The 22,009-nt window shown below is 64.4% G+C and carries 18 protein-coding genes and 1 pseudogene; 14 read left to right on the top strand and 5 right to left on the bottom strand.

Features of this window, described 5'->3' with window-relative positions; all coding sequences use genetic code 11:
* The coding region (locus tag ACLP9N_RS13315) for a WXG100 family type VII secretion target (RefSeq protein WP_442407844.1) at nt 1–240 on the top strand (240 nt) is incomplete at its 5' end.
* A gap of 354 nt (nt 241–594) precedes the next feature.
* A complete protein-coding gene (locus ACLP9N_RS13310; RefSeq protein ID WP_442407843.1) occupies nt 595–2,514 on the top strand; it encodes a primary-amine oxidase in 1,920 nt (639 codons plus the stop codon).
* 44 nt (nt 2,515–2,558) lie between these two features.
* On the opposite strand, the gene ACLP9N_RS13305 is transcribed toward ACLP9N_RS13310, so the two are convergent.
* A complete protein-coding gene (locus ACLP9N_RS13305) occupies nt 2,559–3,815 on the bottom strand; it encodes a PPE family protein (protein ID WP_442407842.1) in 1,257 nt (418 codons plus the stop codon).
* A gap of 712 nt (nt 3,816–4,527) precedes the next feature.
* Here ACLP9N_RS13305 and ACLP9N_RS13300 point away from each other — a divergent pair.
* Nucleotides 4,528–5,301, top strand: a complete 774-nt coding sequence (locus ACLP9N_RS13300) for a response regulator transcription factor (protein ID WP_442407841.1) — start codon at nt 4,528–4,530, stop codon at nt 5,299–5,301.
* On the top strand, nt 5,298–6,821 hold the full coding sequence (locus ACLP9N_RS13295) for a sensor histidine kinase (RefSeq protein ID WP_442407840.1): 1,524 nt from the start codon (nt 5,298–5,300) through the stop codon (nt 6,819–6,821). Before ACLP9N_RS13300 ends, ACLP9N_RS13295 begins: the two co-directional genes overlap by 4 nt.
* Before the next feature lie 26 nt (nt 6,822–6,847).
* Here the strand turns inward: ACLP9N_RS13295 and ACLP9N_RS13290 are convergent, their stop codons facing one another.
* Together ACLP9N_RS13290 and ACLP9N_RS13285 are read right to left on the bottom strand one after the other, a co-directional pair.
* Nucleotides 6,848–6,937, bottom strand: coding sequence for a 50S ribosomal protein bL37 (locus ACLP9N_RS13290; protein ID WP_442407839.1), 90 nt, complete (start codon nt 6,935–6,937; stop codon nt 6,848–6,850).
* Nucleotides 6,938–6,954: 17 nt separating this feature from the next.
* Nucleotides 6,955–7,791, bottom strand: coding sequence for an SDR family NAD(P)-dependent oxidoreductase (locus ACLP9N_RS13285; protein WP_442407838.1), 837 nt, complete (start codon nt 7,789–7,791; stop codon nt 6,955–6,957).
* A gap of 566 nt (nt 7,792–8,357) precedes the next feature.
* Here ACLP9N_RS13285 and kdpA (ACLP9N_RS13280) point away from each other — a divergent pair.
* The gene (kdpA, locus tag ACLP9N_RS13280) at nt 8,358–10,019 is read left to right on the top strand and encodes a potassium-transporting ATPase subunit KdpA (RefSeq protein ID WP_442407846.1); all 1,662 of its coding nucleotides are present in this window, start codon (nt 8,358–8,360) and stop codon (nt 10,017–10,019) included.
* Between the two features lie 287 nt (nt 10,020–10,306).
* On the opposite strand, the gene ACLP9N_RS13275 is transcribed toward kdpA (ACLP9N_RS13280), so the two are convergent.
* Nucleotides 10,307–10,879, bottom strand: coding sequence for a DUF6611 family protein (locus tag ACLP9N_RS13275; RefSeq protein WP_442407837.1), 573 nt, complete (start codon nt 10,877–10,879; stop codon nt 10,307–10,309).
* 198 nt (nt 10,880–11,077) lie between these two features.
* Between ACLP9N_RS13275 and ACLP9N_RS13270 the strand changes: the two genes are divergently transcribed.
* The 9 genes from ACLP9N_RS13270 to ACLP9N_RS13230 all read left to right on the top strand — a co-directional run bounded on the left by ACLP9N_RS13270 (nt 11,078) and on the right by ACLP9N_RS13230 (nt 21,644).
* Nucleotides 11,078–11,605 (top strand): DUF2254 family protein, encoded by a 528-nt coding sequence (locus ACLP9N_RS13270; RefSeq protein ID WP_442407836.1) that lies wholly within the window; start codon nt 11,078–11,080, stop codon nt 11,603–11,605.
* On the top strand, nt 11,599–12,489 hold the full coding sequence (locus tag ACLP9N_RS13265) for a DUF2254 domain-containing protein (RefSeq protein WP_442407835.1): 891 nt from the start codon (nt 11,599–11,601) through the stop codon (nt 12,487–12,489). Before ACLP9N_RS13270 ends, ACLP9N_RS13265 begins: the two co-directional genes overlap by 7 nt.
* A 294-nt stretch (nt 12,490–12,783) precedes the next feature.
* Nucleotides 12,784–12,873, top strand: a complete 90-nt coding sequence (gene kdpF / locus ACLP9N_RS13260) for a K(+)-transporting ATPase subunit F (RefSeq protein ID WP_442407834.1) — start codon at nt 12,784–12,786, stop codon at nt 12,871–12,873.
* On the top strand, nt 12,873–14,543 hold the full coding sequence (gene kdpA / locus ACLP9N_RS13255) for a potassium-transporting ATPase subunit KdpA (RefSeq protein WP_442407833.1): 1,671 nt from the start codon (nt 12,873–12,875) through the stop codon (nt 14,541–14,543). The genes kdpF and kdpA (ACLP9N_RS13255) overlap by 1 nt, the downstream gene beginning before the upstream one ends.
* Nucleotides 14,543–16,693, top strand: coding sequence for a potassium-transporting ATPase subunit KdpB (gene kdpB / locus ACLP9N_RS13250; protein ID WP_442407832.1), 2,151 nt, complete (start codon nt 14,543–14,545; stop codon nt 16,691–16,693). Before kdpA (ACLP9N_RS13255) ends, kdpB begins: the two co-directional genes overlap by 1 nt.
* Nucleotide 16,694: 1 nt before the next feature.
* Nucleotides 16,695–17,618 carry a potassium-transporting ATPase subunit C gene (locus ACLP9N_RS13245; protein ID WP_442407831.1) on the top strand — a complete coding sequence of 308 codons (924 nt, stop codon included), beginning with the start codon at nt 16,695–16,697 and terminating at the stop codon, nt 17,616–17,618.
* A 51-nt stretch (nt 17,619–17,669) separates the two neighbouring features.
* Entirely contained in the window at nt 17,670–18,350 is a 681-nt protein-coding gene (locus tag ACLP9N_RS13240) for a response regulator (protein WP_442407830.1), read from the top strand.
* A 46-nt stretch (nt 18,351–18,396) separates the two neighbouring features.
* On the top strand, nt 18,397–20,967 hold the full coding sequence (locus ACLP9N_RS13235; RefSeq protein WP_442407829.1) for an ATP-binding protein: 2,571 nt from the start codon (nt 18,397–18,399) through the stop codon (nt 20,965–20,967).
* Nucleotides 20,964–21,644 (top strand): response regulator, encoded by a 681-nt coding sequence (locus ACLP9N_RS13230; protein ID WP_442407828.1) that lies wholly within the window; start codon nt 20,964–20,966, stop codon nt 21,642–21,644. Before ACLP9N_RS13235 ends, ACLP9N_RS13230 begins: the two co-directional genes overlap by 4 nt.
* A gap of 15 nt (nt 21,645–21,659) precedes the next feature.
* Here the strand turns inward: ACLP9N_RS13230 and ACLP9N_RS13225 are convergent.
* Nucleotides 21,660–21,993, bottom strand: a pseudogene (locus tag ACLP9N_RS13225) (hypothetical protein).
* Between the last annotated feature and the right edge of the window lie 16 nt (nt 21,994–22,009).

The following is a 22,009-nucleotide window of genomic DNA, read 5'->3' as shown; positions in this document are numbered from 1 at the left end:
CTCATCCGCGCGCAGGCTGCTTCGTTGGAGTCCGAGCACCAGGCCATCGTCCGCGATGTGCTGGCTGCCGGTGACTTCTGGGGTGGCGCCGGTTCGGTGGCTTGCCAGGAGTTCATCACCCAGTTGGGTCGCAACTTCCAGGTGATCTACGAGCAGGCCAACCAGCACGGCTCGAAGGTGCAGTCGGCCGGCAGCAACATGGCCAGCACTGACAGCGCCGTCGGGTCCAGCTGGGCCTAAGACCACACAACAGCGGGGCCGCACACCAAACCGGTGTGCGGCCCCGTTGTTGTGTGGCAGCAGGCCCATGTCTTATCCGGGCCTTTTCTGGCCGCGCTGCCCGGCTACCGGCGAACGCGGAATCAGCGAGGCGCGGAACCCAATTCGCTGAACTGTCCGCACCGCTGCCCGGTCGTCCTCAGTAGTCCGCAGTTGACTCTGCACCTCGTGGAGCTCAATGTTGAACGGTTAGCGGCACCAAGGGGCTCGGCCCCGAACGACCGTTCGGACGCCTCGCCGTCGTGTCGCCGCCTACAATTCCATCCGCCTCGATCCGCCGTTGGAACCAAATCCGGTCAAGGAGCGCGACCCGCCATGTCCCTCGAAGAACAACAGCGAACCTATTCCGGCGCCACCCATCCGCTGGATCCACTGACCGCCGAGGAAATCGTGGGCGCGGTCGCGACGCTGAAACGCAACGAGGCGCACGCCGAGAGTTTCCGCTTCGTGCAAGTCACGCTGAAAGAGCCGCCGAAAAGAGAGTTGCGGGAGGCGCCGGCGTCGGTGGGCCGCCACGCGAGTGCGGTGTTGATCGACCGCGCGACAGGCCACAGCTACGCGGCCACGGTGGACCTGGTAGGCGACACGGTGGTGGCCTGGCAACAGCTGCCGCCGGGCTCACAGCCGCCGATCATGCTCGACGAATTCGACGAATGCGAGGTCAACTGTAAGCGCGATCGCCGCGTGGTGGAAGCGCTCGCCGGGCGTGGCATGACCGATCTCGACCTGGTCTGCATCGAACCGTGGTCGGCGGGCTACTACGGCGGAGACGATCAAGGTCGTCGGCTGATAAGGGCACTGGTGTACGTGCGCAACGACGCCGACGACAACCCCTATGCCCATCCCGCCGAGGGCCTTGTTCTCATCTACGACCTCAACCGGGGTGCAGTCGCTGAAGTCGAGGACAACGGATTCGTGCCTGTGCCTCACCAAACCGGGAACTACCTGCCCAAACATGTCGGGCCAGCGCGCAGCGACATCAAGCCGCTGGAAATCCTGTCACCGCAGGGACGCTCGTTCCATGTAGAGGGCCACCACGTTACGTGGGCCGACTGGAGCTTCCGCGTGGGCTTCACCCCTCGCGAGGGACTGGTGCTGCACCAGCTCGCTTTCCGCGACAAGGGCCGTAGCCGATCGGTGCTCAACCGTGCGTCGCTGGCCGAGATGGTGGTGCCCTATGGCGATCCCTCTCCCGTGCAGTACAAGAAGAACGCGTTCGACGCTGGTGAGTACAACATTGGCGTGCTGGCCAACTCGCTGGCCCTGGGCTGCGACTGCCTGGGCGAGATCCGCTATTTCGATGCGGTGGTCAGTGACAGCCACGGCAATCCGCGGACCATCAAGAACGCGGTCTGCATGCACGAAGAAGACGACTCAATCATGTGGAAGCACTACGACTTCCGTCGGGATACCACTGAGGTACGCCGATCACGCAAGCTGATCATTTCGTTCATCGCGACGGTGGCCAACTACGAGTACGGCTTCTACTGGCACCTTTATCTTGACGGCACCATCGAGTTCCTGGTCAAGGCCACTGGCATTTTGTCCACCGCCGGCCAGGTCCCCGGCACGAAGTCGCTTTACGGGCAGACGCTGAACAACGACGGGTTGTATGCGCCGATCCACCAGCACCTCTTCAATGTACGGCTGGACTTCGAGCTAGACGGTCCGGAAAACGCCGTCTACGAGGTCGACACGCTGATCCCCGAGGACAACCCAACGCGCAGCTGCTTTTACACCGTCGATCGGCTCCTGGAACGCGAGCAAGACGCGGTGCGCCGGGCCGACGCTAGTAAGTACCGCTTCTGGAAGATCGCCAACCGCCACAGCCGCAACCTGGTCGACGAGCCGGTCGCCTACCGGCTGCACCCCAGCGACGCGATTACCTTGTGCGCCAAGCCCGACTCGTGGGTGGCCAAACGAGCCGGTTTCGCGACGAGCAACTTCTGGGTCACCGCCTACGATGAGAACGAACGCCATCCCGCCGGGGATCCCAACCAGTCCCGGGGCGGCGACGGTCTGCCTCGGTGGATTTCGAGAAACCGCAACATCGTCGATGAGGACATCGTCGTCTGGTACACCTTCGGTGTGCATCACGTTGTGCGGCTTGAGGATTGGCCGGTAATGCCCCGCCAGCACGTCGGCTTCACCCTGCAGCCGCATGGCTTTTTCGATCAGAACCCCACACTCAATCTGCCCCGCCCCGAGCCCCACGCCTGTGATGGCACACACTGAAGCATCGCTCGTTTACCTCGGTTAGCGCGACAATCAAGCGCCGGTTACCCGGCGACGGGCGAATGCGGAATCAGCGAGGGGCGAAACCCGATCCGCTGAACTGCACCCCCGGGCTCGCGCCCGACCATGGCCCCCAACGGCAGCTTGGAGACAGTGCCGGTTCCGGCCGACGGCATCGCGCCCCACCCACCCGGCATGACGTTGGCGTCGAGTACGGGCGCCGGTGTAGCCACCGACAGCGCGTCGGCCCAGCTCGGCGGCACCGATAACGTACAAAGCGAGGCCGCTTGACCCAGCCCGGCCGCTGTGTCTCCCAAGCCCGGGGCCCCCTGGGCGCCCAAAATCGAATCCGCGCCCTGGAAGTCCAGCGACAGGCCGTACGCGTCGAAACCGAGGCCACCGGCGTCGGCACCGAAGCCCGTTCCATCAGAGCCCAGGCCGATCACATGGGAGCCCAGGCCGAGCGTGTCGGTCAGGCCGGCCGAATTCCCGCCCTGCGCCGACGCAAGGTTGGTCACCAGGCCGGGTAAGGTCCCCAGCCCAGCGCTGGCGCTCTTGGTCGCGGTTTTGCCGGACGTGCCGGTCAGACTCGACAGGGCACTGATCGGGGCGGAGACCCCTGACGAACCCGGTGACGCCGCGCCGGGGGTTGCCAGACTCTGCAGGGCCTGGGGCATTGAGCAAATCAACTGCGCCGTCGTCGTCTGCACCTTGCTGGCCGCCTCGGCGCCGGCCGCCCGGGCGATGGCACCGGCCTGCGCGACAAGCCCGCTCGGATTCGTCGTTTGCGGCGGCGAGGTAAATACCTTGAAGGCCGAGGCGCTGGCCGCACTGGCGGCATAGTTGTACATCGCCGAGGCATCCTGAGCCCACATCTCGCTGTACTCCGCCTCGGTAGCCGCGATCACCGGCGTGTTCTGCCCCAGAAAGTTGGTCGCGATCAGCGTTGCCAGCCGAACGCGGTTGGCCACGATCGCGGGCGGCGGCACCGTCATCGCAAAGGCCGTTTCGTAGGCGGCCGCGGCGTCGGTGGCCCGGGTGGCGGCCTCCTCACACTTGGCGGCCGCGGTCCTCATCCACTGCAGGTATGGCGTTACCGCGGCCACCATCGACACCGACGAAGGACCGGTCCAGGATTCGTCGGTCAGGCCCGTGATCACTGCCTGATAGCCGCCGGCGGCACTGAGCAGTTCGGCGGCCAGCGAATCCCATCCCGCGGAGGCGGTCAGCAGGGTGGCGGGCCCTGGACCCACATACATCCGGCCGGAGTTGACCTCTGGCGGCAATGCTCCAAAATCCATCGTGCGTCCTTATCTGATGGTGAGTTTGCTGGCCCCGTGACATCGGCGTCGCATCAACGGCATGGGCCGCCGCGGGTCAACACAGAGATCGAAACCGTGGGCGGTTGCGTGCGGCTCCGCGGACCGCGGGTCCCCGGGTGCGGAAAACCGTGACGCGGAACTCACCGAAACCTCATAGACGGCTGTGACCGTCGACCTGCGGAGGGAGATGGAACTCTTACATCTCGGGCGGCGCCCGCGGAGCCGACAGGAACGCGGTGTCGCCACGCGTCATCCGGCCCGCCATCCGCCGCCGCTGACATCCGTGGTTGTGCGCACACAGGTCGTGTTACGAAAACCATTGACTTTCCCGGTAATTCGTAACATCACGTAACGTCGCGTTAACGGGGGGCGGGAAATCCTCGCCCGCAACCGTCCTGCATCGTTTCTGGGCCGCGACGGCGACCGCTGAACTGCGGCCTCTGGCGCTCAATGAAATCCGTTCTTACACTGTCGATTAGAATAAGCAGGTCTCGGAACTGATCGGTTGCCTGGGATCAAATTCACTGTCTTCCAGTATTTTTGGGAATGCCACAGATCTCAACCTGGCAGAGGAAACACATATAAAACGCATATATGTCCAGGCTGCGGAGCGCGGCCGCGATCGGCGGCCAGATTTGAGATTCATATGAACTCTGTGACATGCTCATGTGCGGTTGAAAGAATCGGGAACATGACCGCAATGACGGGATACGCCGGTAGCCAGCGGCCGCGCCAAGCCATTCTTGGGCAGCTGCCCCGGATTTATCGCGCCGACGGTTCTCCGATCCGGGTTTTGCTGGTTGACGACGAGCCGGCATTGACCAACCTGGTGAAGATGGCGCTGCACTATGAGGGTTGGGCCGTCGAAGTCGCCAACAACGGGCGCGAGGCGATCGCCAAGTTCGAAAAGGTCAACCCGGACGTCCTGGTCCTCGACATCATGCTTCCCGACGTGGACGGGCTGCGAATCCTGGAGCGCGTCCGCGAGTCCGACACCTACACCCCCACGCTGTTCCTCACCGCGCGCGATTCGGTGATGGACCGGGTCACCGGCCTGACCGCCGGCGCCGACGACTACATGACCAAGCCGTTCAGCCTGGAGGAGCTGGTCGCGCGACTCCGCGGGTTGCTGCGGCGCTCCACCCAACTCACCCCGCCTGCCGCCGAGGCGCTCAGCGTCGGCGATCTCAAAGTCGACAGCGCCAGCCGCGAAGTCACCCGCAACGGTGAGCCGATTTCGCTGTCCTCGACCGAGTTCGAGCTGCTTCGCTTCCTCATGCGCAATCCGCGCCGGGCCCTGAGCCGCACCGAGATCCTCGACCGGGTCTGGAATTACGACTTCGCCGGGCGCACGAGCATCGTCGACCTATACATCTCGTATCTGAGGAAGAAGATCGACTCCGGCAGGGAGCCGATGATCCATACGGTCCGCGGCGTTGGGTATATGCTGCGGCCACCGGAATGAGCCGCGAGCAACATACCCAGTCCAGGAACATTCCCTGGTGGCTACCCCGTTCATTACGCCACCAGTTGCTGTTAGGCGTGCTGGTTGTCGTCAGCGTGGTGCTGACGGCCGTCGGTGTCGTCTCCGTACTGAGCCTGCGCGGCTATGTCACCGCGATGAACGACGCAGAGGTCGCCAAATCCCTGCACGCGTTCACCCACTCGTACGACCGATACCGCAACGGCGAACATACGTCAGCGCATGCCGGCACTCCGCCGGTGGCCCAGGCGCTGCTGGAGTTCACCGGACAAACGCCGGGAAACTTGATCGCAGTGCTCCACAACGGTGTTGTGGTCGGATCGGCGGTGTTCTCCGAAGACGAACCGCGACCCGCCCCGCCCGACGTGGTGCGCGCCATCGAAGCGCGGTCATGGCCCGACGCCCCGCCGCGCACCGAAAAACTGGGCAGCCTGGGCTCCTACCGGATGGACTGCGGCTTCGAGGGGCCCGACACCCTGGTCGTCGGGGTATCGCTGAACCTCGCCAACCGGATCATCGCGCGCAAGAACATCACCACCACGGCGCTGGTGGCGAGCGCGCTGCTGGTCACCGCGGCCCTGACGGTGTGGGTGGTCGGCTACACCCTTCGGCCACTGCGCCGGCTCGCCGCGACCGCCGCTGAGGTCGCCGCGATGCCGCTCACCGGTGACGACCACCGGATCAGCGCACGAGTGGCCCCGCAGGACACCGACCCGGATAACGAGGTCGGGATCGTCGGAAACACGTTGAATCGGTTGCTGGACAACGTGGATAGCGCGCTGGCCCATCGCGCCGATTCCGACCTGCGCATGCGCCAATTCATCGCCGACGCCAGCCACGAGCTGCGCACCCCGCTGGCCGCGATCCAGGGTTATGCCGAACTCACTCGCCAAGACAGTTCGGCGCTGCCGCCGACCACCGAGTACGCACTGGCCCGCATCGAGTCCGAAGCGCGCCGTATGACCTCACTAGTCGACGAGCTGCTGCTGCTCTCCCGGCTGGGCGAGGGCGAAGATCTGCAGACCGAAGACGTCGACCTCGCCGATGTCGTCATCAACGCGGTAAACGATGCGGCCGTCGCGGCCCCGACCCACCACTGGATCAAAGACCTGCCCGACGAGCCGGTGTGGGTGCGTGGGGATCATGCCCGGCTGCACCAACTCGTCAGCAATCTGCTCAGCAACGCGCGGGTGCACACACCGCCCGGCGTCACGGTAACGACGGGAATCGCCCGGCACCGCAGCGGCCCCGACGCGCCCTACGCGGAACTGACGGTCGATGACGATGGCCCCGACATCGACGCGGACATTCTGCCCCTGCTCTTCGAGCGGTTCGTCCGCGCGGACAAATCCCGAAGCAATGGGTCGGGCAATGGATTGGGCTTGGCGATCGTCAGTTCGATCGTCAAGGCACATCACGGCTCGGTCAGCGCCGAGTCCGGCGACGGCAGAACGGTGTTTCGGGTGCGGATCCCGATGATCGAGAAATCCGATCAAGGATAGCGCGCAGCCCGGGAGGCCGGCACCCATTATGTTCGGCGACTTCCGGAGGATGGCCGCTTTCCATGGTTGGCGCTTTTCTTCCGGCGAGCCCGCTTCTTGTCGGCTCGTTTGGACATCCCGTCGCGTCCTATCTTTATCGGGTCTTGGTCAGCGCAAGCGCTGACTCGACGAGGTGAGCGCTGAGTTTCGCCAGCCGGTTTCGGGCGCGCGGGTTCTCGACGAGCGCCGCGGCCGTGGCGAGCCTCAGGCCGTCGTAGTAGCCACCGTCCACTACGGGATATGTCGGCGACGCGAGCGTGCTCAGGATAGGTGCGGCCTCCTCGGCCGGTCGGCCGACGCGGTCGTAGATGGGCAGCAGCCGGGTTCCGAACACACCGGGATGAACGCTGAGCGCGGTGAACGAAACGCCGCCGGCCTCAGCCAGGGACCTGGTGTACATCGTCAGGGCGAGCTTGGACTGTGCGTAAGCCGCCAGCGGCCAGTACTGGTCACCAGCCAGGTTGTTCCAGTTGATGTTTCCGCCGCGGTGCATCACCGACGACACGTTGATGACTCGTCCCCCGGCGCTGGCGAGCCGCGGGACCAGTTTCGTGGTCAGCAAGTACGGCGCGAGGTAGTTCACCTGGAATGCCAGCTCCGGGCCATCGTGCGTGTAGGTGCGTCGCTCGGGTGCGGCGATCGCCGCGTTGTTGACCAGCACATCCAGCGCCGGCAAGGTCGCGGCGAGCGTGTCGGCGAGTCCGGCGACCTCATCCAGGCGGGTGAAGTCGGCGACGACCAGGTGCAGGCGCAGCGGTTCCGCGCCGCCGTTCACCAGGCGGGCCATCGCCTTTTCACCGCTGTCTTGGTCCGGGGCGTGCAGATACACGGTCGCGCCCTCATCGACAAACCGACGGGCCGTTTCATAACCGATGCCGTCGGTGGCGCCGGTGACGAGAACTGTAGGAGAGGTGGAAACGAGTTCGGACATAATAACTTTCACAACTGGAGGTACGACTGCAGACATCGATACGACGTGGCAGCGAATGCAATCGAAATCGGATAGGAATAACGCGAATCGAGAAGGGTCTGAACCGTCGAGCGGCTAAACAGCCCGGCTCAGAGGCTGATTCGACTGCGCGACGGCGGTTCGTCCGCCCAGCCCACACCGTAAAGCGCTAGCACCGATGGCACTGGCAGAGCAACAACGGTGGTGTGGGTCATGGGACGCATTGCAGCACCCCGCGATCGATGCAGGCAATGCACGCTACGAGTTCTTGACGCGACAGGCGAATTCCTTAACGTTTTTTTGACGCCGCGACGTGCATCGTCATGGCCGTACTAACGTCTCGAACAACTGCTTAGCTGTCGCCCTGTGAGAACCGAAACTTCCCGCCACGACCACGTGGGCGGAACGTCGATCAATATTGCGTCAATTGTAGAAGGATCTGACGTAGGGATTGCGTACCGGCCCGCATGTCTGGACCACATGCGACGTAGGTTCTCCTCGGAGAGGTTGGGTCTGGACTAAGGAGCATTCCCATCGACAATCCATCTCTGTGGGCAACGGCGGCCTGGCTGCAGGTCGCCGCCGTTGCCGCTTTGGTCGTGATCCTGCACGTGCCGCTGGGCGATTACATGGCCAGCGTCTATGCCGATACGCGGCATTGGCGTCTGGAAAGGGTGCTCTACCGGCTGATCGGGGCTCAACCCGACGACCGGCAGCGGTGGATGAAATACAGCACATCGGTGTTGGCGTTCTCCGCAATCAGCGTGCTGTTCCTCTACGGGCTGTTACTAGTGCAGACGCGACTGCCAGAGCCATGGGGGCACAAGGGTATGACGCCTGCGCTCGCGTTCAACACCGCAATCTCGTTCGTCACCAACACCAGTTGGCAGAACTACCCCGGCGAAACCACACTCGGACACGTCGGGTTGCTGGCCGGACTGGGCGTTCAGGCGTTCGCCAGCTGCGCGGTCGGAATGTGTGTCGCTGCGGCATTGATCCGAGGACTTGCGCAGTACGAGAGCGAGCAAATCGGCAACTTCTGGGTCGACCTAGTGCGAATGGTGGTACGCATTCTTGTTCCGCTGTCGATCATCGTCACGCTGATCTTGCTCGCGCTCGGGGTGGTCAACAATTTGCATGGCGCACAGCACATCACGACCCTTGCGGGCGAAGGTCAGACCATTGTTGGCGGCCCCGTGGCCACGTGGGAATCAATCAAGCTGATGTCCGGTGACGGCGGTGGCGCCTTCAACGTCAACAGCGCCCATCCTTTCGAGAACCCGACACCGGTCACCAACGTTGTAGAAATCGTTGCGATGCTGTTGATTCCGGTCGCATTCATCAGAACCTTCGGGGTGATGGTCCGCGACAAGAAACAGGGTTGGGCGCTATTTGCGGCAGCCGCAATCCTGTTCGTGATTGGCACCGCGGCGATCACCGCGGCGGATCTCGTGCCAAACGGCACCGTGATCCACGCCGTCGGAGCCGCGACCGAAGGCACCGAGACCCGCTTTGGCGTCCCCGGCAGCGTCATGTTCGGTCAGGCCGCGACCGCTAGCGCCGACGGCGCCGCAAACTCCTCGTATGACAGCTACGCCAGCGCCGCCGGAGCGGTGCTGATGCTGAACATGATGCTTGGCGAAGTGGCGCCAGGCGGTCCGGGCAGCGGGCTCTACGGTCTGGTGATGATGACCCTGCTCGCGGCCTTCCTCGGCGGCCTGATGATCGGACGAACACCGGAATACCTCAAGCAGCGGCTCCATTCCCGCCACATGAAGCTCATCAGCCTCTACATATTGACCCTCCCCGCGGCGGTTCTCATTGGAACCGCCGTGGCCATGGCGCTGCCTGGTGAACGCGCCGCCATGCTCAACGCCGGCCCCCACGGGCTCTCCGAGGTGCTGTACGCGTTCACCAGTGCCGCGGCCAACAACGGCAGCGCCTTCGCCGGTTTTTCCGGCAACACCACGTGGTACAACATCGCACTCGCACTCGCGATGGTGGCAGGCCGGTTCCTGCCGATCATCGCCGTGCTCGCGATCGCCGGGACATTCGCGGCCCAACGGGCCGGTGTCATCACCGCCGGAACCTTGCGCACGCACAGTCCTACGTTCGTTTTCCTCATCGCCTTTGCGACCCTGATCGTCGTCGGGCTGGAGTATCTGCCCGCGCTGGCGATTGGCCCGGCTGCCGACGCACTGCTGAGGTAAGCGGTTCGCGAACGGATCGGCGCCGAAAGCTATCGCGCTGGGATCAACTGGATTCCACCCAGTCTTCGCCGATGAAAGGCCGATGAAAGGCCGTGGCCTTACCGCGGGTGCGGCAGACGGTGGCGTGGAGTCTGCTGTATTACCTTCGTTTCAACCCCGTGCCATGCGGTGGTCGGCGACCAGGCCAAGATTCTGAGCGGGATCGCCCTTGTCCCTTCCGGCCCAAGTACCAGACGGTCATCAAGGTTGATGCCGCGGCGACGGCTAGGGGAATCTGTGACACCGCGTTAGACATGGGTGCTCCCTTCGAGACGGTCGTAAGCTTCCCGCCAGGTGGCCTCGTGCTCGACTGGCGAAATCGCATCTGTTGTCAATAGGTTGTCGGCGCGGATCAGCATATGGACGAGGGTTTGCCATTCGGTGTACCTGGATAGCTCGTGCGCGTCGGCGGTTTCAGCCATGAGAACGACCGACATGGACCTCACGCGCATGCGGGCAGGCCCGCCCAGCACGAAGAAGAGCGCGCCGACACTCACGTAGGCAACCAGGGCGACTGCCAACACCGCATCGGGTGAGGACACCACGTTGCCGAGCAGCATGACCGCGATGAGTCCGAGCACGGCGCCACCCACCGGCCACCCCCGCCATAGACGCGCCAGCCGCCGCTCGGCAGTGGTGTTTCCAGCCGGGTAGATGATCAACCGACAGCGCCGAACACCGTAGCGGCCGACTGTGGCATCAAACGATCCCCACGGATGGGCGCCGTCGAGCAGCCGAGACCACAGACCCGGTGCCGGCGATCCCTCCGGGGTCAGTTCGGTTACACCCCGTTGAACAGTGCGACGTTGGGTGCTTGGCATGGACTCAGGTGTACGCCGAGTTCGTGATGCCGGATGCAACCCAAACGGCATCCATACGCTTAAGGCACCAACATTTACGCAAACTTATCGCCCCGGCGGCGAACATGCGCCAGTGGGCGGCGTCGATCCCACCCGGGTGGGGCCCGCATCTCCTGGTGCGGTCAGCAGGCACAACTTGCGCTCATCGCGGTTAGTCAGTTGGATATCCGCCGTGGTGGTGAACGCGATGTTGTCCGTTCGGCGGGCGGCTGCACCGAGGTGATGCCACGGCTCGGCGTGGCGTGGCCACAGTGGCAGCGAGAAGAGCTGCGAACCAATTTGTGGTTGGTCCCGTCCACCTTGATACTCGGTGCGCTCGGGCTTTTCGCGCTTACCCTCCGGCTCGACCAAGGTGCTTACCACGGTCAGTTCCGGCCCCCTGCCTGGGTGATCAGCGGCAGCGCCGACGCGGCGCGTCAGGTCCTGAGCTCGATCGCGGCGTCGGTGATCACCGTCATCGGCATCGTCTTTTCCATCACGATCGTCACTTTGACGCTGGCGTCGACGCAGTTTGGTCCGCGGATGCTGCGCAATTTCATCCGGGACCGTGGCACCCAGCTGACGCTGGGAACGTTCGTGGCAACGTTTGTGTATTGCATCGTGGTGCTGGTGTCGATCGGACCCGGCGATCGGGGCGAGTTCGTCCCCCCCATATCTCGATCACGACCGCTTTCGGTCTGGTGCTAGTCGATCTCGCGGTGCTGATCTATTTCATTCACCACATCGCCACCCAGATCCAGCTGCCACAGGTGATCGCCGGAATCGCCAAAGACCTGGCCCACGCCGTTGCGCTGCAGAGCGCCGACCAGCCGCGGTTCGCGACGCGAAAGCCTGCGCAAGGTCCCGCACTTGACGAGCTGCTCGCCAAGATCGAAACCTCCGGCAGCGTCATTCGCACCCCCAAAAGCGGCTACCTGCAATTCATCCGCCACCAGACGCTGATCCGCATTGCCACCAAGGCGGACGCGGTGATCCGGCTGCCCTATCGCCCCGGGCACTTCCTCGTCGAAGGCCGTGAACTGGCCAGCGTGTGGCCCCCCGACGCCGCCGAGCAGGTGGCCGAATATCTGGCCCGCGCTCAGGCGACCGGACCGCACCGCACCCTGACCCAGGACGTCGCGTTCGGCGTCGATCAGCTCGTCGAAATCGCCATCCGAGCGCTATCCCCGGCCGTCAACGACACCTTCACAGCACTAACGTGCATCGACTGGCTCGGCGACTGCCTGTGCAAGATCGCACCGGTATGGACGCCCACCCAGGTTCATCGCGACAATCGCGGAGTAGTCCGCGTCATCTCCGATCAGGTCAGCTACGAGGGACTGGTGCAGCGAGCCTTTGAAAAGATTCGCCAAGCCAGCCGGGGGATGCCGGCGGTGATGATCCGCCAACTCGACGCGTTGACGACAATCATGGAACAAACGACCGACCCGCAACGCGCGCAAGTCCTGATGGATCAAGCGGCCATGATCTTGCGCGCGAACGTTGAATCGGTTCCCGATGAATCCGATCGCGCCGACGTCGGTCGCCGATACGTCGCATTGCGAGCCGTGCACGAACTCCTCAACGAATAACATCCCCTGTCGTGCGCGCTGTGCTACTGCGTGTCACGGCGCCCCGTTAAGAAAACGTAAAGGTGCACTGCGACGCCGTTAGGAAAGTGTCAACCAAAGGCCCTACCGACCCGGCCCCAACTAATTTCAAGCTGACCTTGCCTCCGAGGCTGCGCTGTGGCTGACTCGATGAGGTTTTTTCGTATGCACGTGACTGGCGCCGAACGGAGACAAGATGGGCGTGTTCGTATATATCGTGCTGACGGTGGCGGTGTTCGCCGTGCTCGGCCTGACGCAGAAGTTGATCGAGCGGCTATGAACTACGAAAACATCGTCGGCTTGGTGCTTTCCATACTCCTTGCGCTCTACCTCGGGGGCGCCCTGCTGTTCCCGGAGAGGTTCTAGTGAGCACAACAACAGCGGGGATCATCTTCCTCGTCTTCCTAGTCGCGGCACTGGTGCTGGTGCATGTGCCGTTCGGCGACTACATGTATCGGGTGTACACATCGGACAAGGACTTGCGTGTCGAGTCGGTGATCTATCGGCTGATCGGCGTTGATGCGCGCTCGGAGCAGACCTGGGGCGCCTATGCCCGAAGCGTCTTGGCGTTCTCGTCGATCAGCATCCTTTTCCTGTTCGTGTTCCAGCTCGTGCAGGACAAGTTACCGTTGCATCTGCATGATCCGGCCACAGCGATGACCCCTGGTCTGGCGTGGAACACCGCGGTCAGCTTCGTTACCAACACCAACTGGCAGGCCTACTCCGGTGAGTCCACCGACGGCCATCTCGTGCAGATGGCCGGGCTGGCGGTGCAGAACTTCGTGTCGGCCGCCGTCGGCATGGCCGTGGCGATCGCGCTGGTGCGCGGGTTTGCCCGCACGCGCACCGGCGATCTGGGTAACTTTTGGGTCGACCTGGTGCGCACGGTGCTGCGGATCCTGCTGCCTATTGCGATCGTGGGCGCGATCCTGCTGGTCGCAGGCGGCGCGATCCAGAACTTCCACCTGCACGATCAGGTCGTGACTACGCTGGGCGGCGCCCAGCAGACGATCACCGGCGGCCCGGTGGCCAGCCAGGAGGTCATCAAGGAGTTTGGCACCAACGGTGGCGGGTTCTACAACGCGAACTCCTCGCACCCGTTCGAGAACCCGACGACGTGGACCAACTGGCTGGAGATCTTCCTGCTGCTGGTGATCAGCTTCTCGCTGCCGCGCACGTTCGGGCGCCTGGTGGGTAGCACAAAACAGGGCTATGCGATCGCATCGATCATGGCGACGCTGTATGCGATCAGCGTGTCGTTCATGCTGTGGCTCCAGTTGCAGCACCACGGCACGGTGCCGACCTCGATCGGCGCGGCAATGGAGGGAGTCGAGCAGCGGTTCGGCATCGCCAACTCGGCGGTGTTCGCCGACTCGACGACGCTCACCTCCACCGGTGCCGTCGACTCGTTCCACGACTCCTACACCAGCCTCGGCGGGATGATCGCGCTGTTCAACATGCAGCTCGGGGAAGTCGCCCCTGGCGGCACCGGCTCTGGCCTGTACGGCCTGCTGATCCTGGCGGTGATTACCGTCTTCGTCGCCGGACTGATGGTCGGGCGCACACCGGAATACCTCGGCAAGAAGATCAACCCCCGCGAAATCAAGCTCGCCGCAAGCTATTTCCTGGTCATGCCGGTGGTCGTGCTGATCGGCACCGCGATCGCGATGGCGCTGCCGGGCGAACGCGCGGGCATGCTCAACAGCGGCCCGCACGGGCTGTCGGAGGTCTTGTACGCGTTCACCTCCGCGACCAATAACAACGGGTCGGCATTCGCCGGAATCAGCGTCAACACCGACTGGTACAACACCGCCCTCGGGCTCGCCATGGCCTTCGGCCGATTCCTGCCGATGGTGCTGGTGCTCGCCCTGGCCGGCTCGCTGGCCAAGCAGGGTCACACGCCGGAATCGGTGGGCACACTGCCCACCCATCGGCCACAGTTCGTCGGAATGGTCGCCGGCGTCACGGTGATCCTTGTTGCCCTCACTTTCCTGCCCATGCTGGCGCTTGGGCCTCTCGCTGAAGGAATCCACTGATGACCGCGACCACCATCGACCCGGCGGAGCAGACGCAGCCTGCAACCCCAGCTAGCACGAAACGGGTTCAGGGCGGCTTGCTCGATCCGAAGATGCTGTTGAAGTCGACGCCCGACGCGCTGCGCAAACTCGACCCGCGCACGCTGTGGCGCAACCCGGTGATGTTCATCGTCGAAATCGGCGCCGTCTGGAGCACCGTGTTGGCGATCATCAACGAATCATGGTTCGCGTGGTTGATCGTGGTCTGGCTATGGCTGACCGTGCTGTTTGCGAACATCGCGGAGGCGGTGGCCGAAGGCCGCGGCAAGGCCCAGGCGGAGACGCTGCGCAAAGCGAAAACCTCCACCGTGGCCCGGCGGCTCAAGAACTGGGAACCGGGCGCCCCTGCCATTGAGGAAGAAGTCGCTGCCCCGCTGCTGCAGCAGGGCGACGTGGTGGTGGTCGAGGCCGGGCAGGTAATACCGGGCGACGGCGATGTGGTGGAAGGCATTGCCTCGGTGGACGAATCGGCGATCACCGGCGAGTCGGCACCGGTGATCCGCGAGTCCGGCGGTGTCCGCTCGGCGGTCACCGGCGGCACCACCGTGCTGAGTGACCAGATCGTCGTGAAGATCACCCAGAAGCCCGGAGAAAGCTTCATCGACCGGATGATCGCGCTCGTCGAGGGCGCCAACCGGCAGAAAACCCCCAACGAGATCGCGCTGAACATCCTGCTGGCCGCCTTGACGATCATCTTCGTCTTCGCCGTCGCGACCCTGCAGCCGCTGGCGATCTACTCCAAGATGAATAACCCCGGCGTCCCAGATAGTCAGGCGCTCAATACAAGCGGCGTCACCGGGATCGTGATGGTCTCGCTGCTGGTGTGCCTGATTCCCACAACGATCGGCGCGCTCCTGTCGGCCATCGGCATCGCCGGCATGGACCGGCTCGTGCAGCGCAACGTGCTCGCGATGTCGGGTCGTGCGGTGGAGGCCGCCGGCGACGTGAACACGCTGCTGCTCGACAAGACGGGCACCATCACCCTGGGCAACCGGCAGGCCGCGGCATTCATCCCGCTCGACGGAGTCACCAATGAGCAACTGGCCGACGCCGCGCAGTTGTCCAGCCTCGCCGACGAAACGCCGGAAGGACGCTCGATCGTTGTGTTCGCCAAACAACACTTCGGGCTGCGCGCGCGCACGCCGGGCGAACTCGCACACGCCCAATGGGTGGCCTTCTCGGCCGCCACCCGTATGTCGGGTGTCGACCTCGACGGGCACCTGTTGCGCAAGGGCGCGGCCAGCTCGGTCGCGGAGTGGGTACGCGGCCGCGGCGGCAACGTCCCACCCCAGCTCGGCGTGATCGTCGATGGCATCTCGGCCGCCGGCGGCACCCCCCTTGTCGTCGGGGAGAGCCGCGACGGCGAGGCGGCGGTGCTGGGAGTCATCCACCTCAAGGACGTCGTCAAGCAGGGCATGCGTGAGCGGTTCGACGAGATGCGGAAGATGGGCATCCGGACGGTGATGATTACCGGCGACAACCCCTTGACCGCCAAGGCGATTGCCGACGAGGCCGGTGTCGACGACTTCCTCGCAGAGGCGACGCCCGAGGACAAGCTCGCGTTGATCAAGCGTGAGCAAGAGGGCGGCAAGCTGGTCGCGATGACCGGCGACGGCACCAATGACGCGCCGGCGCTGGCTCAGGCCGATGTGGGCGTGGCGATGAACACCGGCACGTCGGCCGCCAAAGAGGCCGGCAACATGGTCGACCTGGACTCCGACCCCACCAAGCTCATCGAGATCGTCGAGATCGGCAAGCAGCTGCTGATCACCCGCGGAGCGCTGACCACCTTCTCGATCGCCAACGACATCGCGAAGTACTTCGCGATCATTCCGGCAATGTTCGTCGCACTGTTCCCCGGGCTGGACATGATCAACATCATGCGGCTGCACAGCCCGCAGTCGGCGATCCTGTCGGCGGTGATCTTCAACGCGATCATCATCGTGATGCTGATCCCGTTGTCGCTGCGCGGCGTGCGTTACACGCCGAGCAGTGCATCAAAACTGTTGAGCCGCAACCTCTATGTGTACGGGCTCGGCGGCATCGTGGCCCCGTTCATCGGGATAAAGCTGATCGACCTGATCGTCCAATTCGTCCCCGGGATGTCCTGACATGAAGTTCTCCAATTTCGCCCGCATGCACTGGGCAGCCTTCCGCGCGCTGCTGGTGCTGACCGTAATCGTCGGTCTCGCCTACCCGCTGTTGATCTGGCTGGTCGCGCAGATTCCGGGACTGCACGACAAGGCCGAAGGGTCGATCCTGACCGCCAACGGAAAACCGGTCGGCAGCAGGCTGATCGGGCAGCTGTTCACCGACAAGGACGGCAACCCGCTGCCACAGTACTTCCAGAGCCGCCCCTCGGCGGCCGGCAACGGCTACGACCCGCTGTCGACCAGCGCGAGCAACCTCGGGCCGGAAAGCATCATCGACACACCCGCCGATCCGTCACAACTGGCGGCCGGCAAGTCCGCGTCGGACGCCGGCTTCAAGCCGAGCCTGCTGACACAGGTGTGCACGCGCAGCGCCGCCGTGGGCCAACTGGAGGGTGTGGACGGGTCACGTCCGTTCTGCACAGGCGGCGGCGTGGGCGCGGTGCTGTCGGTGATCGGCCCCCGCGACGCCCGCGGAAACGTCGTCCACCCCACCCGGGTGGTCAGCGTCAACGAGCCGTGCCCGACGACGCAGACGCCGTTCCTGACCATCTACCAGGGTGTGCGGGTCGAGTGCGCCAAGTACGGCGAGGACTACTCGATCGGGCAGATCGTGCCTATCCGCGGCGCCGCACCCGCCAACCCCGCCGTGCCTGCCGACGCGGTCACCGCCAGCGGCAGCGGCCTCGACCCGCACATCTCCGTGGCCTATGCCGAGCTTCAAATCACGCGGGTCGCCAAGGCGCGCGGCGTCAGCGCCGACCAGGTGCGCGCCCTGGTCCGCGCCAATCAAGACGGACGGGACCTCGGGTTCATGGGCGAGGCCCGGGTGAACGTGCTGCAGCTCAACCTCGCGTTGGACCGCAGCTATCCGGTCAACCGTTAGCCGAGGCGGCAGCTGCGCACATATCCCTCATTCCCCGGCAATGACCCGGCAATGACACGGGTCTTGGTCATCGATGACGAGCCGCTCCTGCTGCGGACGCTGCGGATCAACCTCGCCGCGCGAGGCTATCAGGTCGTCACCGCCTGCACCGGAGCTGCCGGGTTGCGCGCCGCCGCCGCGCAGCACCCCACCGTGGTGGTCCTCGATATCGGCCTACCCGATATGTCCGGGCTAGAAGTGCTTGCGGCCCTGCGTAGCTGGATGACCACACCGGTGCTGGTGATGTCGGGCCGCACCAAAGCCCTTGACAAGGTGGAAGCGCTCGACGCCGGTGCCGACGACTACCTAACCAAACCCGTTGATATGGAAGAACTCCTGGCCCGGCTGCGCGCAGCGGTCCGGCGCGCCGCCGCACCGGCCGAAATCGCCGAACCGGTCGTCGAAACCGCCGCCTTCACCGTTGACCTCTGGGAAAAGAAGGTGATCAAAAACGGATGCGAGGTACACCTCACGCCCACCGAGTGGGGCATCCTCGAGGTGCTGGTACGTAACCGCGGAAGGCTAGTGGACCGCGAGTCGCTGCTCAACGAGATTCGCGGCCCTTTACACGAGGCCGCCAAAAACTACCTGCGCGTCTACCTGGGCCAACTACGGCGCAAGCTTGAAGACGACCCTTCCCACCCCACTCACCTGCTCACCCAGGCGGGCATGGGTTATCGCTTCCAACCGTGAGGCGCGACGACAGCTATCCGGTCACGAACTAGCACACATGAGAGGGATGATGGTTGACGTGAGCACCCTCGACCACCCCCCAAAACGCGGGGAGCTGCGCATCTACCTCGGTGCGGCTCCCGGTGTCGGCAAAACGTACGCGATGCTCGGCGAGGCACATCGGCGCGTGGAACGCGGCACCGACTTGGTGGCCGCGGTGGTCGAGACCCACAGCCGCCGGAAAACCGCTGAGCTCATTGAGGGCATCGAGGTCATCCCGCCCCGCTACATCGACTATCGGGGCGGCAGCTTCGCCGAACTCGACGTGCCGGCCGTCCTGGCGCGCCACCCGCAGGTGGTCCTCGTCGACGAACTCGCCCATACCAACACACCGGGCAGCAAAAACCAAAAGCGGTGGCAGGACGTCGAGGAGCTGCTCGACGCCGGCATCACGGTGATCTCCACCGTCAACATCCAGCACCTGGAAAGCCTCAACGACGTCGTCGCCCAGATCACCGGCATCGAACAGAAGGAGACGATCCCGGACTCCATCGTGCGGGCGGCCGCACAGATCGAGCTGGTCGACATCACGCCGGAGGCGCTGCGCCGCAGGCTGTCCCACGGCAACGTCTACACCGCAGAAAAGATCGATGCGGCGCTGTCCAACTACTTTCGCCGCGGAAATCTCACCGCACTAAGGGAATTGGCGCTGCTGTGGCTGGCCGACCAGGTGGATACCGCACTGGCCAAGTATCGCGCCGAGAACAAAATCACCGATATGTGGGAGGCGCGCGAGCGCGTCGTGGTGGCGGTCACCGGCGGTCCGGAGTCGGAGACGTTGGTCCGGCGGGCATCCCGGATCGCGTCGAAGTCCAGCGCCGAGCTGATGGTGGTACACGTCATCCGCGGTGACGGACTGGCCGGCCTGTCCGAGACCCGGATGACCAAGGTTCGCGAGCTGGCGAGCAGCCTGGACGCTTCGGTGCATACCGTGGTCGGTGACGATACTCCGACGGCCCTACTCGATTTCGCCCGCGAGATGAACGCCACCCAACTGGTGATCGGCACCTCCCGCCGGTCCCGGTGGGCGCGCATCTTCAACGAGGGTATCGGTCCGGCTATTATTCAGCAGTCCGGCAAGATCGACGTGCACATGGTCACCCACGACGAAGCCAAACGCGGCTTCCGATTAACGTCGCTCGCGCCCCGGGAGCGACGCGTCGCGTCCTGGCTGGCGGCCGTCATCATCCCGTCGGTCATCTGCGCCGTCACGGTGACCGTGCTGCACCCGTATCTGGACACCGGCGGCGAGAGCGCACTGTTCTTCGTCGGGGTGCTGCTGGTCGGCCTCTTGGGAGGCGTTGCCCCGGCAGCACTTTCGGCGGTGCTGTCCGGGTTGCTGCTGAACTATTATCTGATCGCTCCGCGACACGGCTTCACCATCGCCGAACCCAACAGTGCTATCACCGAACTGGTTTTGCTGCTCATCGCCGTCGCGGTCGCGGTCCTCGTCGACGGTGCCACCAAACGCACCCGGGAAGCCCGGCGCGCCTCCCAGGAGGCGGAGTTGTTAACGCTGTTCGCCGGCTCGGTGCTGCGCGGCGCTGATCTCGAGACGCTGCTCGAGCGCGTGCGAGAAACCTACTCGCAGCGCGCGGTCAGCATGTTGCGCGAGCCCGAGGACGACGACCGCGCCAGCGTGAAGCACAGAGGCTACATCGTGGCCTGCGTGGGCAAAGACCCTTGCGTGACGGTCGATTCCGCCGACACGGCGATCGAGGTGGGCGATGACGAGTTCTGGATGTTGCTGGCCGGCAGGAAGCTCTCCGCGCGTGATCGACGGGTGCTCACCGCGGTGGCCAAGCAGGCCGCGGGTCTGATCAGGCAGCGCGAACTGGCCGAAGAAGCCAGCCGGACCGAGGCGGTCGTGAAGGCCGACGAGCTGAGGCGCTCCCTGCTCTCAGCGGTCAGCCACGATCTGCGGACGCCGCTGGCGGCCGCCAAGGTCGCGGTGTCCAGCCTGCGCGCCGAAGACGTCGCCTTCTCCCCCGAGGACACCGCCGAATTGCTGGCCACCATCGAGGAGTCCATCGACCAGCTCACCGCACTGGTCGGAAACCTGCTCGATTCGTCGCGTCTGGCCGCCGACGTGGTTCGCCCGGAGCTACGCCGGGTGTATCTGGAGGAAACGGTGCAGCGCGCGTTGGTCAGTATCGGCAAGGGCGCCACCGGCTTCTACCGATCGGCCATCGACCGGGTCAAGGTCGACGTCGGTGACGCCGTGGTGATGGCCGACGCCGGGCTACTCGAACGAGTCCTGGCCAACCTGATGGACAACGCGCTGCGATACGCGCCCAACAGCCTGGTCCGGGTCAACGCGGGCCAGGTGGGCGATCGCGTCCTGATCAATGTCATCGACGAAGGCCCCGGAATCCCGCACGGCACCGAGGATCAGCTCTTCGAATCCTTCCAGCGGCTCGGTGATCACGACAACACCACCGGTGTGGGTCTGGGAATGTCGGTGGCACGCGGCTTCGTCGAGGCCATGGGCGGCACCATTGCGGCCGGCGACACACCGGGGGGCGGACTCACCGTGGTGGTGGATCTGGCTGCCCCGCAAGGATACGGTGAACGATGACCCGCGTGCTGGTGATCGACGACGAACCGCAAATCGTGCGCGCGCTGCGAATCAATCTGTCCGTCCGGGGCTACGAGGTCGTCACCGCTTCGACGGGTGCGGGGGCGTTGCGCGCCGCGGCCGAACACAAACCCGACGTGGTAATCCTCGACCTCGGCCTGCCCGACATATCGGGTATCGAGGTGCTGGGTGGTCTGCGTGGCTGGCTGACCGCACCCGTGATCGTGTTGTCGGCGCGCACCGACTCGTCGGACAAGGTCGAAGCCCTGGACGCCGGCGCCGACGACTACGTCACGAAACCGTTTGGTATGGACGAGTTCCTGGCCCGGCTGCGCGCCGCGATCCGTCGCAATGCCGCGGCGTCCGATACGGACCAGCCGGTTGTCGAAACCGACGCGTTCACCGTCGATCTGTCCGCCAAAAAGGTCACCAAGGATGGCGCCGAAGTGCACCTCACCCCGACCGAATGGGGCATGCTCGAAGTGCTGGTCCGCAACCGCGGCAAGTTGGTGGGCCGCGAAGAACTCCTCAAAGAAGTGTGGGGGCCGGCGTACGCCACCGAAACCCATTACCTGCGTGTCTATTTGGCGCAGTTGCGGCGCAAACTCGAGGACGACCCGTCGCATCCCAAACATCTGTTGACCGAATCGGGCATGGGCTACCGCTTCGAGGCTTGAGTCACATCTGCCACATCAGCCTCTCCGGGAGGCGACACCCTTTTTGCCCGCCTCCGAGCGACAATCGGCTGTTTCACGCAAAGTCAGCACGCGCTGATGAATCCGATATTCGGTGCCACGCGGCATGGACCCGGGTCCATAAAGACCCCTGCCAAGCCGGCGCACTCGGCCACGCCCGATCTCCCAACGCAGCGCATCCGATACCGCTTTCCCAGACATATGGGCTCTACCGCGGACCGCGGAAGCCATGCCAGCCGAGCGCTTCGATCAGTTCGGTGATGGTTGCTGGTCCATGGACGGATAGGTGCATTGCGAGCACGTACCGTATCTCGATTCCTTGCAGGTTCATCGTCGAACAATCGCAT

It is taken from the genome of Mycobacterium sp., from assembly GCF_052144515.1.
Lineage (GTDB): Bacteria > Actinomycetota > Actinomycetes > Mycobacteriales > Mycobacteriaceae > Mycobacterium.
This window is presented reverse-complemented; position numbering and strand designations above follow the sequence as displayed.

Coding starts and splice junctions, on each gene's coding strand:
- ACLP9N_RS13310 (WP_442407843.1), top strand. CDS start 595: ATGTCCCTCGAAGAACAACAGCGAACCTATTCCGGCGCCACCCATCCG.
- ACLP9N_RS13305 (WP_442407842.1), bottom strand. CDS start 3,815: ATGGATTTTGGAGCATTGCCGCCAGAGGTCAACTCCGGCCGGATGTAT.
- ACLP9N_RS13300 (WP_442407841.1), top strand. CDS start 4,528: ATGACCGCAATGACGGGATACGCCGGTAGCCAGCGGCCGCGCCAAGCC.
- ACLP9N_RS13295 (WP_442407840.1), top strand. CDS start 5,298: ATGAGCCGCGAGCAACATACCCAGTCCAGGAACATTCCCTGGTGGCTA.
- ACLP9N_RS13290 (WP_442407839.1), bottom strand. CDS start 6,937: ATGTCCAAACGAGCCGACAAGAAGCGGGCTCGCCGGAAGAAAAGCGCC.
- ACLP9N_RS13285 (WP_442407838.1), bottom strand. CDS start 7,791: ATGTCCGAACTCGTTTCCACCTCTCCTACAGTTCTCGTCACCGGCGCC.
- ACLP9N_RS13275 (WP_442407837.1), bottom strand. CDS start 10,879: ATGCCAAGCACCCAACGTCGCACTGTTCAACGGGGTGTAACCGAACTG.
- kdpF (WP_442407834.1), top strand. CDS start 12,784: ATGAACTACGAAAACATCGTCGGCTTGGTGCTTTCCATACTCCTTGCG.
- kdpB (WP_442407832.1), top strand. CDS start 14,543: ATGACCGCGACCACCATCGACCCGGCGGAGCAGACGCAGCCTGCAACC.
- ACLP9N_RS13245 (WP_442407831.1), top strand. CDS start 16,695: ATGAAGTTCTCCAATTTCGCCCGCATGCACTGGGCAGCCTTCCGCGCG.
- ACLP9N_RS13240 (WP_442407830.1), top strand. CDS start 17,670: ATGACACGGGTCTTGGTCATCGATGACGAGCCGCTCCTGCTGCGGACG.
- ACLP9N_RS13235 (WP_442407829.1), top strand. CDS start 18,397: ATGATGGTTGACGTGAGCACCCTCGACCACCCCCCAAAACGCGGGGAG.
- ACLP9N_RS13230 (WP_442407828.1), top strand. CDS start 20,964: ATGACCCGCGTGCTGGTGATCGACGACGAACCGCAAATCGTGCGCGCG.